Genomic DNA, 15,365 nt, shown 5'->3' on the forward strand with positions numbered 1-15,365 from the left:
GGAAATCACGATCCACATGCGCCGGAGAGTCCTGAGCGGCAAGCCCGAGCTTACGGTGCCGCTGCTCGCAATATGTGGCGTTTCGATCAGAACGTCAATCGACGTTGCTACCTATCCTATGTGCGCTAGCGAACATTAGCAGGTACGACGAATTGCACTCCATGCCGGCAGGACGAACGGCTGCGGAGATTTTTTCACACCATTTGATTCGCGCAAAAAACAGAACGAGGTCGGCGCGCATGGCGTTCGACCTCGTCTTTGTCGCTGTTTTCACCGTCGTTAAGCGCTTGCATCAAGCGCTCGACGCAAACGGCACGATAATCAGTGCTTACGCAGCGGATGATCCTTCAGCAGCCACGCGAGCGCGAACGCCAATACCACCACGCACGCAGCCGAGAGGTACACCGTGTGCAGCGCGCCGGCGAACGCCTGCAGATAGTCGTCGCGCAATGCTTGCGGCAACTGATGAATCGCGGCGGGCCCGAGCGCATGCGGCAATTCGGTGTCCGCCGGAATCAGCTTTTCCAGACGCGCGGCGAGGCCGTTCGAGAACACGGCGCCGAAACCGGCCACGCCGATCGAGCCGCCGATCGAGCGGAACAACGTTGCGCCTGAAGTGGCCACGCCCATGTGCTTGAACTCGACGGTGTTCTGCACGGCGAGAATCAGCACCTGCATCACCATGCCGAGACCACAGCCGAGAATGCCCATGTCGATATACATCACATGAATCGGCGTATTGATCTGCAGGCGCGCGAGCAGCAACATCGCGATCGCCACGAGGAACGTGCCGGCAATCGGGAACATGCGGTATTTGCCGATCTTGCTGATCACGCGGCCGGTCACCATCGACATCAGGAACAGGCCGCCCATCATCGGCAGCATCTGCATGCCAGCTTGCGACGGCGTCGAGCCTTTGACCACCTGCAAATACAACGGCAGGAACGTCACCGAGCCGAACAGCGACACGCCGATGATGAAGCCAATCAGGCTGCTCAGCAGAAACGTGCGCTGTTTGAAGAGTTCGAGCGGCATGATCGGCTCGACGGCGCTGCGTTCCTCGTGAATGAAACCCCAGATCGCCACGAGGCCCATGCCCAGCGTGAACCACAGTTGCGGCGACGACCACGGCAGGATCGTGCCGCCCTGGCTCGTGAACAGGATGATGCAGGTGAGGGCGCCGGCGAGAAATGCGGCACCCATGTAGTCGATCGTGTGCTTCACGTGGCGCACGTGCGGCTTGAAGACCGCGCCGATCACGACGAGCGAGATGATGCCGAGCGGCAGGTTGATGTAGAAGATCCAGCGCCACGTCAAGTGCTCGACGAGAAAGCCACCGAGCAGCGGGCCGACCACGGTCGCGAGACCGAACACGCCGCCGAACACGCCTTGATAGCGGCCGCGCTCAGCCGGCGGAATCACATCCGCTATGGCGGCCATCGTGACCACCAATAAGCCACCGCCGCCGAGACCTTGCAGCGCGCGCAGCACGATAAGCTGTGTCATGTCCTGCGCGACGCCGCACAACGCGGAGCCCACCAGGAAGACGATGATCGCGGTCTGGAGCACGATCTTGCGGCCGAACAGATCGCCAAACTTGCCATACAGCGGCACGACGATCGTCGAGCTGAGCAGGTATGCGGTCACCACCCATGACAGGTTGTTGAGCCCGCCCAGTTCGCCGACGATAGTCGGCAGCGCGGTCGAAACGATCGTCTGATCGAGCGCGGCGAGCAACATCACCAGTAGCAGCGCCGGAAACAGCAGGCGGATCGGCGGGTGATCGCCAGCCTGCGTGCCGTCCTGCGCGTGAGGCTGCGTCAGCGCGGCGGGTTGAGTCGTGGTCGATTGATCCATGGCATTGGGTCGTTGAAATTAATTAATTTAGAGATTAATATATGCGACATCGCGTTACCAGTCAAATCGAGTGCAATGGCAAGAATTCCGTCCGACGATCCAGCGGTGAAAAACGCCCCGAGTGACACGGCTACCGTGAAGGTTCGCCGGCCGCCGGCGGCGCGCGGGCGGGCCGTTGCAGCGCAGGACGGCGCGTCGGCAAGCCCCGAGGCCACCGTGCCCGCCCGGCGGCCGGGCCGGCCGTCCGGCGCGGCGCGTGGCGTCGAGCAGCGCAACCGTCTGCTCGACGCGGCGCTCGAGTTGTTTGCGCGACAGGGCATTGTCGACACCACGCTTGGGGAGATTGCTCGCGAGGCCGGCTTCACGCCGGCGATGATGCATTACTACTTCAAGACGCGCGATCAGCTGCTCGACGTGTTGATCGACGAGCGTTTCGCTCCGTTGCGCGCCGGGCTGGGCGTGCCGTTCCAGGAAAATCCCGACGACCCAGTGGCGGCAATCACGCAACTCGCGCAGCGGATGGTGCGGGTGGCCGTCGACAACCCGTGGTTTCCATCACTGTGGGTGCGCGAAGTCATTAGCGACGGCGGCTTGCTGCGCCAGCGCATGCATGAACGCTTTGGCGACGCGCATCAGAAGGCGTCGCTGTTGGCCATCGCGCGCTGGCAGAAAGAGGGACGGCTCAACGCGGGGCTGGAACCCGCGCTCGTCTTCGTCACGTTGCTAGGGCTGACGATTTTGCCGCTGGCTGCGTCGAAACTGTGGCGTAACGATCCCATGCGTCGCAACATCGGCGGCGAGGAAATTGCCCGGCATGCCGTGGCGTTGCTGGTGCAGGGAATGGGTCCTAAGAAGGGAGGTTGACGCGGCGGGCTGCCGCGCGCTTTGCGCCTTGCGCCTCGTGCCTCGCTCCTTGCTTCCCACTTCTCGCTTTAAGCTTCCCGCTCGCCACTCGCCACTCGCCACTCGCCACTCGCCACTCGCCGCTCGCAGTTCCCGCTCACTGTGCCGCGCGTACATGCTGCGAATTCTTATGACCGGCCCACACGCTACGCCGCCTTTCCACGCTATTCCGGTCTCACGATTTCCGTTTCTGCTTCCACGCGTCGTAAGCGGCCTTCGTCGCATCGTTTGGCGGGTAGGTGCCCGGCAAGGCCGCGCCGTCGCGAATCCGCTCGGTGAGAAACGCTTCGAGCTGCTCCTGTTCGGCGGCGGCTTGGGCGATCTCGTCGGCCATTTTCAGCGGAATCACCACGACGCCATCCGCATCGCCTACGATCACGTCGCCGGGAAACACGGCGACGCCTCCGCAGCCGATCGGCACATTGATATCCACCGCATGATGGCGGATCAGGTTGGGCGGCGCGCTGGCGCCCGCGCAGAACACTGGAAACCCTAAAGCTGCGATCGTCGGGCTGTCTCGCACGGGGCCGTCGGACACCATGCCCGCCACGCCGCGAACCTGCAAACGTTGCGTCAGGATCGAACCGAACGACGCACTGCCGCGCTCGCCGCGGCAATCCTGCACGAGCACGTGGCCGGCCGGAATCGTTTCGACGCACTTGCGTTGGGCGTACTCGGGATCGGCAAACAGTTCGAGCACGTCGATGTCTTCACGCGATGGAATGTTGCGCAACGTAAACGCCGGCCCGACCAGATTCGCGCCGCTGTGCGCGGCAAGCGGCGCGACGCCTTGCATGAACGTGTTGCGCAAGCCGCGTTTGAACAGCTGGGTGGTGAGTGTCGCGCTACTGACGTGACGAAGTGCTTCGAGCGTGGCGGAGTCGAGATCGGGCATGGTGTAGGACGGCCTCCGGGTTGAGAGAGGTGAATAGCAAGAGGGCATGCGCGCCGTACGGCCTGCGGCGCGACGGGCCGCTGAAACGTCCCGATACGGCCCCGCGCACACGATGATAGCGCCACGCGTGTCCCGCCACGCGCTACCCGTCACCCGTCACCCGTCACCCGTCACCCGTCAGCCATCAGCCATCACCCGCCACCCGCCACACAATCCAACCTCTCCGCACCAAAGCCGGCGAGGCACGCTACGTGCTACCGATGGGGTGGATGTTAATGCAGGCGGCATCAAGCACCCCCGCCGGCATCGCAACGAACAGGAATGTGAAAAGAGACGCTGGGCGGGATGGGCCGTGCCGAATGGGGTTTGCACGAGCCGCCGTGGCGAATCGGGAGTCGGCATCGGTCGGCCATGACTGTGGCGCCGAGCGCCGGTTTTTCATTGGCGTGCAGTTTTGGCGCGTTACTGGCGCACGCGTTGGCGCTCAGGCCATGTTTTACAATCGCGGGCTTGTTTGCAACTCGGCGCATGAAATCGAGTCGGACCATGAACAGCACTATCTCAGCCGCGCAGATCGGCGGCAATCAGCAGAGTGACACGTTGGCCACGTCTGACGGCCTAACCGGTTTTTTAGAGCAACAACAGAAAATGAATGCAGCATTGAGACTCGATCAGGCCACGATCGTGCTCGTAGAAGACGACCCGGATAGCCGGGAATCGCTGACCTTGCTACTCGAAGCAGAAGGCGCGCATGTCGTCGCCGTGGCGGATGCGGAAGAGGGCGTGGAGGCGGCGCTGCGGTTGTTGCCCGACGCCGTGGTATGCGACCTCGAACTGCCCGCCATGGATGGCTTCTACCTGATCCAGCGCTTGCGCGACCACGAGATTCGCGGGGATCACGTGCCTTCGGTGGCCGTCGCGCTCACCGGCCATACCGATGATGCTTACCGGTTACGAAGCATCGGCGAAGGCTTTCAGCACTTCATGACCAAACCCGCTTTGCCTGAAGACCTCGTGAAGTTGCTGCACGACGCGATCGACGCTCGCGCTGCAGGCTGAATACAGCAGGACGGCCGCGCAGCAGATAGTTGGCCAATATCTGTGGCATGCGGCAGTCGCGTTCCCTCGGACCTGCCGCATGCCGCTTGCAGTTTCGGACGCCCGGCGCCTGACCGGCATGCCGCCACTGCGCGGTCTGCGAACCGGTCGGCGTCGCTGCCGCTATTTGACGGCGGCGACGGGCGCTGCCGGATCAGGGCTCGACGCCGCTGCCTCCGCCGCCTGACAGGCGGAGCACAATCCCTTTAATTCGATTTCATCGCTTGCGAGCCGGTAGCCCGCGTCTTCGATTTGCGTGACCAGCGCCTGGCGCAGCTTGGGCTGATGCAGTTCGGTGACGTTGCCGCATTGCTGGCAAACCACCAGAATGCCATGCTGACATTGCGTCAGGTCGTGGCAAACGGTGAACGCATTGATCGATTCGATGCGATGCACGAGCCCCGCCGAGAGCAGAAAATCCAGCGCCCGATAAACGGTGGGCGGCGCCGAACCGGGATGGATCTGGCGCATCTCGTCGAGCAGCGAATACGCTTTGGTCGCGCGCCCGGAATTCAACAGCAATTCGAGCACTTTACGGCGGATCGGCGTGAGTTTTTCGCCGCGTTCGCGGCAATATTCCTCCGCGAGTGTCAAGGCGGCTTCCTGCGAATCACCGTGCGTGTGCCCCGGCTCATGGGTGTGAGCGGAGTTGGTCGGGGCGGTTTTGTAGATGGTCGCGGCGGGCTTGGCGGTCTTCATGCGTCGATTATAAAGGCCATCGTGCCTCGCTGTGCCGGCTCGCTGCGCGCAGCGCGAGTGCGCGGCGGGCCGGACACGCGCAACAGCGTCAGAAGCAGGGCGTGCGACCGGAGCCTTGGCCACACGCGGCTAGATTGGTCAAACGCGACGGCTCAAGTCAGCGGAAAGTCGACATACTTCTTGAACCCCGTGCGCGTCGCAATACGCGAATACCAGCGCTGCAGATTCGGTAGCGGCGGACGCTCGACGCCGTCCACGCCGAACCAGCGTTTCGCGTACGCGCCAATCACAATGTCGGCCAGCGTGAACTTCTCGCCTTCGAGAAAGAATCGCCCTTGCAGATGCGTGTCCAGCATGCGCCACAGAATGGCGACGGCGTTGAAGTCGCTGGCGAGTTTGGTATTGTCGCGCTCGGCGGCGGGTGTGCGCACGAGCGCCCAGAACACCGGACGCTCGGCGGGTTGCAACGTGGACAACGACCAGTCCAGCCAACGGTCGATGCCGGCGCGCGACTTCGGGTCAGAGGGATACAGCAGGCTGGCTTCGCCGTATTGCAGCACCAGATAGCGCAAAATCGAATTCGATTCCCACAGCACGAAGTCGTCGTCGACCAGCGTCGGAATCTTGCCCGTCGGGTTCATCGCGAGATAGGCGGGTTCGTCGTTGCGGCCAAATTGCAGGCCAGCGTCGATTCGGTCATACGGCAGCACCAACTCATCGCAGCACCACAAAACTTTCTGGACGTTGACCGAATTGGCGCGTCCCCAGATCGTAATCATCCGGTAAATCCTTTCTTGACAGTTGGCAAGCCGCGCCCGTCGCGCGGCGTTCAACCAGTAACGATACACGATGCGCGTGATAGTGCGCGCCGCCGGGCGGCAACCGGCCGTGCCGGACGAACCGGGCGGTACGTCTGAAAGCGACGCTGCGACAGGCATTCGGCAATCCGCATGCGTTGCGTACAATGAGCCCACCCGAATTCGACGAGGCACGCATGGCCCGTATCATTCCCGACGACTGGAAGAGCCTCGCCGCCACCGGCGCGGCGGCCCGCGAGCGCGAAACGCTGGCGTTGCTGGAAGAAGCGCTTCCCGGTGACTACACCGTCTATCACGGCGTGCACTGGACGCGGCTGAACCAGAACTTCTCGGTGTTCGGCGAAGCCGACTTCGTGATCGTCAGTCCGGCCGGGCGCGTGATGATCGTCGAACAGAAAACCGGCTTCCTGCGCGAAACGCCGAAAGGGCTCGTCAAGGTCCACTTGCAGACCGAGCGCAATGTGGCGATCGCGCTCGCGCACACCGTCGAAAGTTTGCACCGGCGCTTTACCGCGGCCTTCGGCGCGGGTACGTATTTCATCGAGGAACTGTTGTATTGCCCGGATCACATCGTCAAGGACACGGCGATTGCCGGCGTGAATCCCGCCCGGATCGTCGACGCCACGCGTAAGGACCGGCTCGCGGCGGTTATCCGCGAAGCGTTGCCGGCCGATGAGCCGCGCCTCGCGATCGCGCCAAAAATTCACCATTTTTTCGCCGACGAACTGGCGCTCACGCCCGACGCGAGCGCGCTGCTCGGGCAGGCGGGCACGCTCGTCACGCGTCTGGCGGGCGGCCTCGCCACGTGGGCAAGGCGGCTCGAATTCTCGCCGTTCCGCTTGCGCGTAATCGGCACGGCCGGCTCCGGCAAGACGCAACTCGCGGTGCAGGTCATGAAAGACGCGGTGGCGCGCGGCCAGCAGCCGCTCTATGTGTGCTTCAACCGGCCGCTGGCGGATCACATCGCGCGGGTCGCGCCGCCCGAGGCGAAAGTGGCGAACTATCACCAGCTATGCGACTGGATCGCGCGTGATGCCGGCCGCGAACCGGATTTCCAGGCGGGCGGCGTGTCCCCCAACGGGACTTCGCTCGCGGCGTTCGATCAGCTGGAAACGATTTTCGCCGAAACGCCGATCGGTCCGCGCTGGCAATTCGATGTTCTGATCGTCGACGAAGGCCAGGACTTCCAGCAGCCGTGGGTCGCCGCGCTCGAGCGCCTGTTGCGCCCAGGCGCCGCGTGGTGGTGGCTCGAAGATCCGCTGCAGAATCTGTACATGCGTGAACCGGTCGCGCTGCCCGGTTGGACTACGCTGAAAGAGACCACCAACTATCGCAGCCCGCGTGACATTCTCGACTATGTGCGCAACGTGGTCGGCGCGTCGGTGCCGGTCGCGGCGGCGCTCGCGTCGGGCAGTCCGTTCGACGGCTCCGATATCTCGCTTTCCACCTACGACGGAGCCAATGCGGCCGAAAGCAGCATCGAAGCCACCAAGCGCGCGATCACGCAGGCGCTCTCGCTCGGCTTTCGCAAGCAGGACATCGTGGTGCTGTCGTTTCGCGGCCGCGAAGGCTCGGCGATGACCGCGCTGGATCATCTCGGGCCGCATCGACTGCGTAGTTTCACGGGTAAGTACGATCTGTTCTGCAACCCGGAGTACCGCGAAGGGGACGTGCTGTTCGAATCGATCTACCGCTTCAAGGGGCAGGCGGCGCCGTGCGTGATTTTCACCGAGGTCGACTTCGAGACCTTCGACGAGCGTATCGCGCGCAAGCTGTTCGTCGGCGCCACCCGCGCGACGATGAAGCTGATCGTCGTCGCGTCGCAACGGGCCGCGCGGCATCTGCATTTGCGCGACGGCAAGGAGACGAAGGAAGTGAAAGAGGCGCGCGAAGGTTAGCAGCCCGCAGGTCCATCCCGGTTGGTCAGGCCGTTGGGACCACCTGGGCGATCGAGGTCATCTGGACCTATCAGGCCACTTGAGCCATTCACGCGCGCTCAAACCCACGCACGCGCGCCGACCAGCATGCCGGTTTGCGTGTGCGCGTCCCACCAGATCACCCGCAAGAGCGGCGCCTGTTGTGCGATCAGCAGCGCCTGCACTGGATCGCTCTCGATAAAATGCGTGACACCGCCGCGCAATGCGGCCGTAGCCTTGTGAGCGGCGCTGCCGGCGGGACTTTCATCGTGCGTGTCGGGCGTTCGCATCAGCAGTTGCAGGTGGCCAAAACCGTGCCGTGCAAGCCACGCTTCGGTACGCGCGCGATCCACTTCCGGCCGTCCGGTGATGATCGTTAGAACCTGCTTCAGGTCGATGCCGGGCAGCACGTCGAATGGCAGCAGTGCATCGCGTTCGGCGAGCGCGGCGGCCAGGTCCTCGTCATAACGCGCGAGCGGCACGTCGGGCAGCAGAATGCCGTCCAGGTCGATCGCGTACGTGGCGTATTCGTGATCGTCCGCCATCGCGGGTGCCTCGCCTGCTTCGACGCGCGCCCAGTCGTCGCGATAACGCTCGGTGTAGGCCTGGCGTTCCCACGGGAACAAGGCGAAGTAGCCGCGAGCATCGATCGTATAGTCGGGTTGCATGCGGCTCAGCTCGTCCGCGGCACCGGTCAGCGTTCTGACCACGAGGCCTTGCTGCTGAAGAAACGCGATGCAATCGGTCAGCGTGAAACCGCGCCCCGCGATGTCCTCGCACAGCAGCACGTTCGAGCCTGCCGGCGGAATCGGCAGCGTCGAATCCCAGGCGACCGTGCGTGTCTGGCGGTCGTAGCGCAGGAAGGCGACCGGCGTGCCGACCGCATGCGACACCATCAGCGCGAGCGGGGCGCCGCCCCGCAGAATGCCGATCGCCATCGTGAAGCGCTCGGCCAGCAGGGCTGGTTGCAGCGACTCGATCCAGTGATCGAGTTGTTCGTACGTCAGGGGCAAGACCGGCTTGTTCATGACTCGTAGGGAGGCGCGTGGCGCGTGTGGGGCAACTGTTTCTGGCGCGGAAGCAGCGTACGGCGCTCGCGCCGCCGCGGTTCCTCGTTTTTGAGACAGAGAATTTTGGCGATATTATGCATGCGGTTCAAAGATCGCGCGTCGGAGGCAACGGGTGGCGGGCGCGGCAACAGATCGGACCCGGGGCCTGTCAGGCCGCCCGCAGGAAATTAGATAACGGAATATAAAAGCAGATGACCAGCTCGACCGCAGGGGTGAAGGGCAGCAAATGTGCAATCTGGGCCGCGGGCGTCGTTCTCGCACTGGCCGCATGGGGCGCACAGGCTCAGTCGGACCTGCCACCTTTATCGCTCGATGTGCGCGGCAAGATCGGCAAGACGAGCGATGCGTCCCACCAGACATATCGCTTCACCGAGGCTCAACTGCTCGCGCTGCCGGTCCACGCGATCACGACCGCGACTACCTGGACGCCGCGTTCCACCTTCACAGGCCCCTTGCTCGCGGATATTCTGAAGACGGTCGGCGCGTATGGCAGTCAGGTCGAAATCCATACGCTCGACGACTACACCTACACCGTTCCTGTGTCGGACTGCGATCGCTACGGCGTGATCGTCGCGTACAGCATGAATGGTCGGCGTCTTAAGATCAGCGACTTCGGGCCGCTGTTCCTTATCTACCCGCGCGATGCGTTCCCCGATGAACTCGCGGGCGCCTCGGGCGATTCGAAATTCGTATGGCAGATCAAGGCCCTCATCGTCAAATAGTGCGCCGCCCGTGGCGCCGTGTCGTGTACGTGCTGATCTGGCTGACCGCGCTCGCGGCGCCGGCGGGCGCGATCGGCTACCTGTTGTACGCGAATCTGCTCAACCCGCGCACCACCGAGCAGTTGACGGGCACCTACGACGGTTTCTACTGGGACGCCGCGCAGTTGCAGATTACCTACGCGCGCTTCGAGAATCAGTTGCTGCTCTATCAGTCGGGCGTGGACGACGACTATCAGCGATTGATGCTGCGTTATCAGCTGCTGCAATCGAAACTCCATGTGCTGGCGGGCTCGACGCGCCGGCTGACCACGCAGCTCTCGCTGCTGCAAAGGCAACTGGACGAGATTCATTCGCTCGATCAGTTGCTGGGTGGCATCGAGCCCGAAATCGATGCGTTGCCGAAAGATCGCAGCCAGGCCAACCGGATCGTCGCGCAACTGCGCCAGCACTGGAACGAGGTCAACGATCTCGCACTGAGCCGCCGTTTCGCCGATGTTGCCGACCGCGAAGCGATGAACCGCGATTTCATCGACAAGCGCCGCATGCTGTTCGCCGGCGGTCTGTTGCTGCTGTTGCTCTCGGCGGCGGCGACACTGTTGCTCGTGTTGAATGGGCGGCGCCGCACGCGTCTGATGCGCCAGCAGCACGCGGCGCTCGAAGCCGAGCACCAGGCGAGCCGCGCGGCGCGCGAGGCCAGTCACGCCAAGGACGCGTTTCTCGGCATGATCAGTCACGAACTGCGCACGCCGTTGCACGCCATTGTGTCGTCGATCGAGTTGCTGGGCTTCAACTATCACTCCGAAGCGGACCGCAAGGTGATCCAGCGGCTCGATACCGCGGCGCGGCATCTGGAAGCGCAGATGAAGGACCTGACCGACTATGCGCGCCTCGGCGCCGGTAAACTGGAGTTGCGTCACGAACATTTCGAGCCGCGCGAGTTGCTGGCGTCGATCGTCGACGAACACGCGATGTCTGCCGCCGCACGCGGTCTGCGGCTCGAAAGCGAGGCGAGCGGGATGAGCGGCCTGGTCGATTCCGATCCGCACCGGATTCGCCAGATCGTCAACAACCTCGTCACCAACGCGATCCGTTATACCGAGACCGGCACCGTGCGCGTGCAGTTGCGGCAGCGGCCGGCGCTGCTGATGTTCGTCGTCAGCGATACGGGGCCCGGCGTGCCGCATGCGCAGATTCCGCTGATCTTCCAGGAGTTCACCCAACTGGACGCGTCGCGCACGCGCCGCTTCGAAGGCGCGGGGATGGGGCTCACGATCGTGCAGGGACTGGTCAAACTGTTCGGCGGCACCGTCGAGGTGGCGAGCAAGGTGGGCGAGGGCACGACCTTTACCGTGACCATTCCCGTCACGTCGGTCGCCGCCGCCGAGCCGCCGGACGTGACGGCGAACGCCGAGCCCGGGGGCGCGCGTCCGTGCGTGCTGATCGTCGACGACAACCGTCTGATTCGCGAGTCGCTCAGCGAAATGGTCGCGTACATGGGTTTCGACGCGCACGCCGTCGCCAATGCCGACGATGCGCTCGCCTGGCTCGACGCGCGCCGCTGCGACGTGGTGCTGCTCGATCTGCATATGCCCGAGCGCGACGGCTACACGTTTCTCGCGGATTTTGCCGCGCGCGGCGGGCCCTCCGCCGGCGTGCCGGTGATCGTGGTGAGCGCGTATGCGCCGGACGAGGACAATGACACGTACGCCGGCTCCCGGCCGTTCGTCGAAGCGCTACTGAAGCCGGTGCATTACGAGCAGCTTCGCAGCGCGCTGCAGCGGGCCCTGGCTTCGCGGCGCATGGTGTGACTCGCGTTGAGGCCGCTCAGGGCCGCTCAAGTCCGCTCAAGGCCGGTTCAACCGCTTCGACAGATCGGCCACCAGAATCGCCATGCGCGCGGGCTTTTCATAACACGCGACGTCGTAATTGCGGATCACCTGGCTGATCTCCGATTCGCTGGCCTTGCCGGTCAGCAATTCACCAGTCAGCACGAAAATCGGCGCGTCCGGGTTTTCCGAGGCGCGCACCGCGCGAATCGCGGCCGCCGAGGTTTGCGGGCCGAACAGCCAGTCGATCACGACACCGTCGAACACCTGGGTTTGCAGTTGTTCGGCAAAAGCCGCGAGTCCGTAGATCGCCACCGCCGTGAAGCCACTGCGCTCCAGATAGTCACGCAGGTTGTCGGCGCTTGCCTGATCGTCATCGACCACGGCGATGGTCGGCTTGTCGGTTTCCGCGCGACGCGGATAGATCTCGATCTTGTGAACCTCGTACGCGCTTTGGTAGAGCGTGCCGTCGTGACGCGCCACGCGCCATTGACCGAGCCTGGAATACGCGACGAATTCCGGGCGGCTGCCCGGCTCGAGCGCGGCGCCGATCCAGGCCGTGCAGGCCAGTTCGATTGCGCCGACGCTGAACACGGCCTCCTGAGCGATCGCGCCGACCATGCCCGGATCGAGAGATTGCGCGCCGAATAGCTGGGCGGCAGGTTCGCCGTACACCTCGGCGACCTTCTTGATCTGGGACAGAGTCCACGGGCTGTTGCCGCGCAGCTTGCGGTGCCCCTGTGAAAAACTCAGATCGAGGATGCGGCACAGTTCCGTGGTCTGCTGGCGTTTGCCGATTCCGTGCCGGCTCATCAACTCGCGCACGCGCTCGGCGACGGCGATGGAGTCGGGTGAGTTTGTTTCGTTGGCCATACTGCGTGAGAATCCGCCGTCTTAAAGGGTACTGGGGAGCGCGATACGACAGGCGCAACACGGCCATGCACATTCAATGCGCATTGACGCGGCTACGCGGGGGACAGCAAATGTACCGTAAAAAGTATCGCAGTCTGTAGTTTTGTTGAGCGTCGCCGAGCCCATCAGGATGAGTGTCGAAACAGACTGGTTCGGCGATCGTTTTATGCATTGAGCATGAATTGTATTTTACCGATTAAACCGTGCCGCATCGGTGAAGAAATACGCCGAACGGGGCAAGCCGCCCGACACGCCTAGCCTGCGGGCATGGTGGCGAGCTTCGCCGCCGAGCTTGTCAGGCCTTTGAAAATCCGTTCGGCGACCCTGGCCGGAAAACGCTCGGGCAATTCCGCCGAGACCCGCTCGATCACGCCGGGGGTCTGTTCGATCAACCGCTGGATCAACGGTTCCGCGTCCGCGCCGTACGAGCACTTCAGCGCCATCGTGTTGAAGTGGCGCCGTTGCACGTCGCGAAACGCGTCGTGTTTGCTGCGCGACCACATGCCCATGGCGAGCCTCGCCTTGAACCACGACCACTGGTTCGGGCCGCTGCCTTCCACCGGCCAGATCGACATCACGTCGTAGAGCGGCGTCAGGCGGTAGTGGCCGCCCGCCAGCAGGCGAATGCTGAAATTCTTCGCGTGACCGTCCGGCGCCGCCAGCATCCAGAACAGGATCTGGCTCGCCAGCAGCGTTTCGATGTCCTGCCGGGCCTCGACCGATTGCTGGAGAATCCGCGCAAGGTCGAGCACGCCCGGGCCGCCTTCGTTTTCATATTTGCGATGCGACGGCACGCCGTACACCTGGCAGAAGTCTTCCTGCGGCAGGCGCAACAGCCATTGCCCGCTCGAATGCAACTGGCGGTCGAAGCGTTCCACGCTCAACACCCGTTGCTTGCCGAACGTCACGATCTCCGTGTTGGCGACGGGCAGGCCGAAGGCGTGCAGAATCCGCAGACAGAGCCACTCGTTTTCGACCGAGGTACTGAGATCGGCGAGTTTATTGCCGACGAGGCCGAGCGGCAGCTTGAAAATGTGCGTGGTGGGCGTGGCGCCGTGCGGCCTTTGCCACTTGCCCTCGTGCCACAGCAGCGCGGTTTTTTCCTGCGCGCCGGCGAGCGAGATGCGGAAATCGTCCGTTTCGTCGGGCGCGCCGAGCGCGGGGTTGCTGACCGTGCGCGCCAGCATGGCTTCGATTTCGGCGTCCGTGAGCGGTGTGCCTTCGATTCGTTCGACACCTTGTGGCGCGTCGTCTTCGGCGAGTAACTGGACGGCGCCCACGCAGTCGCGGCCGATGGCTTGCAGCAGGTCGAACGCGTCGAGCGTCTCGGTCTGGTAGCGTTGGGCGATGCGCTTTCGGATCGCCTCGCTGTCGGGCAGCAGATTGTCGAAATAGTTGAGGACGCGCGAACCCTTGTGCGCCAGATTGCCCGGCGTGAATGGCAGCGACAGGGACAGGGGCCGTCCCGCGGGCGAGGCGACCCACGCGGGATCGTAGGCAAACTCCATGGGGCCGCGAGCGGGCAGGCGCCAGACGCCGACCCGCTCGCCGTTGGCCCACACGGAGAGCGCGCGTGAGTGAGTTTGGCGGCCCATGCTCACCACTCGACAAGAGGCGCGGGGCCAGGCAGCGCCTGACTCTTGTCGCGCAATTGCAATTGCAGACCGTAGATGCCGCACAAGGCCAGCAACTGGGCGAGAGTGAGGGCGGCTGCGTCGGTTTCGAGTGCCGAAATGCGGCTCTGGCTGACGCCGATCCGCGCGGCCACCTCGGCCTGCGTGAGTCCGGCTTGCCGCCGGCTGGCGGCAAGCAACTGGGCCATTTGATCCGGCGTGGCGATGAGGTGGAGCATGGTAAATTATCCGCGACACGAATAAACGCATTTTATGCGTTACACGAATATCTGTCAAATATTTGTGTGACGCATAAAATGCGAATATCTGTGTGGCGAATAAACTGCGCGTGTCGCGCCGTTTCATGTCGTTTCGCGCCGTTTCGTCTCGTTTCCGCGTCGAGCCGCAAGCCTCAGGCATCGCGGCATTGCGAACAAGCGCCTCGCCTGCGAAGATTACGCCCACACTTAAAACCTGCCCGTCCGATGACCACGACTTACCCCCTGCACGCGAACTTCACGCCCGCCGACCAGCCGTTTCCGAAACATGCCGACGTGGTGATCGCCGGCGCCGGCATCATGGGCTGCGCGGCCGCCTACTATCTGGCGCGCCGTGGCCTCTCGGTGGTGGTGCTCGACAAATCGCGGATTGCCGGGCAGCAGTCGTCACGGGCGTGGGGATTCGTGCGCCAGCAGGGCCGTGAAGCCGCCGAAGTGCCGCTGATGATGGCCAGCATCCCGCTGTGGAAAACACTTGAAAGCGAGCTGAATTTCGATCTCGAATGGCGTCAGGGCGGCTGTCTGTACGTGGCGACCGGCGAGGAAGACTGGAGCTCCTTCCAGCAATGGATGGAGGTCGCGCGTCAGTACGGGCTCGATACGCGCACGCTCGATCGCAAGCAGATCGACACGGTCGTGACCGGCATGCACGGCCCGGCGCTCGGCGGCCTCTACACCCCGAGCGATGGGCAGGCGGAACCGGGGCGCCGCCCCCCCCCCCGCGGCGGGGGGGGGGGGGGGGGGGGGGGGGGGGGGTT

At 63.8% G+C, this 15,365-nt stretch carries 14 protein-coding genes; 6 read left to right on the plus strand and 8 right to left on the minus strand.

Annotated features, from left to right (window positions below; genetic code table 11):
* Window positions 1–321: 321 nt before the first annotated feature.
* Window positions 322–1,857, minus strand: coding sequence for an MDR family MFS transporter (locus P0D70_RS14075; protein ID WP_408184937.1), 1,536 nt, complete (start codon window positions 1,855–1,857; stop codon window positions 322–324).
* A 75-nt stretch (window positions 1,858–1,932) separates the two neighbouring features.
* On the opposite strand from P0D70_RS14075, the gene P0D70_RS14080 reads away from it, so the two are divergent.
* On the plus strand, window positions 1,933–2,721 hold the full coding sequence (locus P0D70_RS14080; RefSeq protein ID WP_408184938.1) for a TetR/AcrR family transcriptional regulator: 789 nt from the start codon (window positions 1,933–1,935) through the stop codon (window positions 2,719–2,721).
* Between the two features lie 214 nt (window positions 2,722–2,935).
* On the opposite strand, the gene P0D70_RS14085 is transcribed toward P0D70_RS14080, so the two are convergent.
* The gene (locus P0D70_RS14085; RefSeq protein WP_408184939.1) at window positions 2,936–3,655 is read right to left on the minus strand and encodes a ribonuclease activity regulator RraA; all 720 of its coding nucleotides are present in this window, start codon (window positions 3,653–3,655) and stop codon (window positions 2,936–2,938) included.
* Between the two features lie 546 nt (window positions 3,656–4,201).
* Between P0D70_RS14085 and P0D70_RS14090 the strand changes: the two genes are divergently transcribed.
* The gene (locus P0D70_RS14090) at window positions 4,202–4,714 is read left to right on the plus strand and encodes a response regulator (protein WP_408184940.1); all 513 of its coding nucleotides are present in this window, start codon (window positions 4,202–4,204) and stop codon (window positions 4,712–4,714) included.
* 162 nt (window positions 4,715–4,876) lie between these two features.
* On the opposite strand, the gene P0D70_RS14095 is transcribed toward P0D70_RS14090, so the two are convergent.
* Both P0D70_RS14095 and P0D70_RS14100 read right to left on the minus strand, forming a co-directional pair.
* A complete protein-coding gene (locus P0D70_RS14095) occupies window positions 4,877–5,452 on the minus strand; it encodes a Fur family transcriptional regulator (protein WP_408184941.1) in 576 nt (191 codons plus the stop codon).
* 152 nt (window positions 5,453–5,604) lie between these two features.
* Entirely contained in the window at window positions 5,605–6,231 is a 627-nt protein-coding gene (locus P0D70_RS14100; RefSeq protein WP_408184942.1) for a glutathione S-transferase family protein, read from the minus strand.
* 215 nt (window positions 6,232–6,446) lie between these two features.
* Between P0D70_RS14100 and P0D70_RS14105 the strand changes: the two genes are divergently transcribed.
* A complete protein-coding gene (locus tag P0D70_RS14105; RefSeq protein ID WP_408184943.1) occupies window positions 6,447–8,168 on the plus strand; it encodes an ATP-binding domain-containing protein in 1,722 nt (573 codons plus the stop codon).
* Between the two features lie 98 nt (window positions 8,169–8,266).
* On the opposite strand, the gene P0D70_RS14110 is transcribed toward P0D70_RS14105, so the two are convergent.
* Window positions 8,267–9,214 carry a phosphoribosyltransferase family protein gene (locus P0D70_RS14110; RefSeq protein ID WP_408184944.1) on the minus strand — a complete coding sequence of 316 codons (948 nt, stop codon included), beginning with the start codon at window positions 9,212–9,214 and terminating at the stop codon, window positions 8,267–8,269.
* Between the two features lie 233 nt (window positions 9,215–9,447).
* Here P0D70_RS14110 and P0D70_RS14115 point away from each other — a divergent pair, with 233 nt between their 5' ends.
* Window positions 9,448–9,978, plus strand: coding sequence for a putative pterin-binding protein (locus P0D70_RS14115; RefSeq protein WP_408184945.1), 531 nt, complete (start codon window positions 9,448–9,450; stop codon window positions 9,976–9,978).
* On the plus strand, window positions 9,948–11,786 hold the full coding sequence (locus tag P0D70_RS14120; protein ID WP_408184946.1) for an ATP-binding protein: 1,839 nt from the start codon (window positions 9,948–9,950) through the stop codon (window positions 11,784–11,786). The genes P0D70_RS14115 and P0D70_RS14120 overlap by 31 nt, the downstream gene beginning before the upstream one ends.
* A 36-nt stretch (window positions 11,787–11,822) precedes the next feature.
* Here the strand turns inward: P0D70_RS14120 and P0D70_RS14125 are convergent, their stop codons facing one another.
* The 3 genes from P0D70_RS14125 to P0D70_RS14135 form a co-directional block, all read right to left on the minus strand.
* Window positions 11,823–12,677 (minus strand): helix-turn-helix domain-containing protein, encoded by an 855-nt coding sequence (locus P0D70_RS14125; RefSeq protein WP_091801972.1) that lies wholly within the window; start codon window positions 12,675–12,677, stop codon window positions 11,823–11,825.
* Between the two features lie 293 nt (window positions 12,678–12,970).
* Entirely contained in the window at window positions 12,971–14,311 is a 1,341-nt protein-coding gene (locus P0D70_RS14130) for a type II toxin-antitoxin system HipA family toxin (protein ID WP_408184947.1), read from the minus strand.
* A gap of 2 nt (window positions 14,312–14,313) precedes the next feature.
* Window positions 14,314–14,568: a helix-turn-helix transcriptional regulator gene (locus P0D70_RS14135; RefSeq protein WP_091801966.1), complete on the minus strand. Its 255-nt coding sequence runs from the start codon at window positions 14,566–14,568 to the stop codon at window positions 14,314–14,316.
* 246 nt (window positions 14,569–14,814) lie between these two features.
* Between P0D70_RS14135 and P0D70_RS14140 the strand changes: the two genes are divergently transcribed.
* The coding region (locus tag P0D70_RS14140) for an NAD(P)/FAD-dependent oxidoreductase (protein ID WP_408184948.1) at window positions 14,815–15,365 on the plus strand (551 nt) is incomplete at its 3' end.

The organism is Paraburkholderia sp. RL17-381-BIF-C (genome assembly GCF_046026435.1).
In the GTDB taxonomy this organism is placed as follows: domain Bacteria; phylum Pseudomonadota; class Gammaproteobacteria; order Burkholderiales; family Burkholderiaceae; genus Paraburkholderia.

Coding starts and splice junctions, on each gene's coding strand:
- P0D70_RS14110 (WP_408184944.1), bottom strand. CDS start 9,214: ATGAACAAGCCGGTCTTGCCCCTGACGTACGAACAACTCGATCACTGG.
- P0D70_RS14125 (WP_091801972.1), bottom strand. CDS start 12,677: ATGGCCAACGAAACAAACTCACCCGACTCCATCGCCGTCGCCGAGCGC.
- P0D70_RS14090 (WP_408184940.1), top strand. CDS start 4,202: ATGAACAGCACTATCTCAGCCGCGCAGATCGGCGGCAATCAGCAGAGT.
- P0D70_RS14130 (WP_408184947.1), bottom strand. CDS start 14,311: ATGGGCCGCCAAACTCACTCACGCGCGCTCTCCGTGTGGGCCAACGGC.
- P0D70_RS14085 (WP_408184939.1), bottom strand. CDS start 3,655: ATGCCCGATCTCGACTCCGCCACGCTCGAAGCACTTCGTCACGTCAGT.
- P0D70_RS14120 (WP_408184946.1), top strand. CDS start 9,948: ATGGCAGATCAAGGCCCTCATCGTCAAATAGTGCGCCGCCCGTGGCGC.
- P0D70_RS14095 (WP_408184941.1), bottom strand. CDS start 5,452: ATGAAGACCGCCAAGCCCGCCGCGACCATCTACAAAACCGCCCCGACC.
- P0D70_RS14080 (WP_408184938.1), top strand. CDS start 1,933: ATGGCAAGAATTCCGTCCGACGATCCAGCGGTGAAAAACGCCCCGAGT.
- P0D70_RS14100 (WP_408184942.1), bottom strand. CDS start 6,231: ATGATTACGATCTGGGGACGCGCCAATTCGGTCAACGTCCAGAAAGTT.
- P0D70_RS14135 (WP_091801966.1), bottom strand. CDS start 14,568: ATGCTCCACCTCATCGCCACGCCGGATCAAATGGCCCAGTTGCTTGCC.
- P0D70_RS14075 (WP_408184937.1), bottom strand. CDS start 1,857: ATGGATCAATCGACCACGACTCAACCCGCCGCGCTGACGCAGCCTCAC.
- P0D70_RS14115 (WP_408184945.1), top strand. CDS start 9,448: ATGACCAGCTCGACCGCAGGGGTGAAGGGCAGCAAATGTGCAATCTGG.
- P0D70_RS14105 (WP_408184943.1), top strand. CDS start 6,447: ATGGCCCGTATCATTCCCGACGACTGGAAGAGCCTCGCCGCCACCGGC.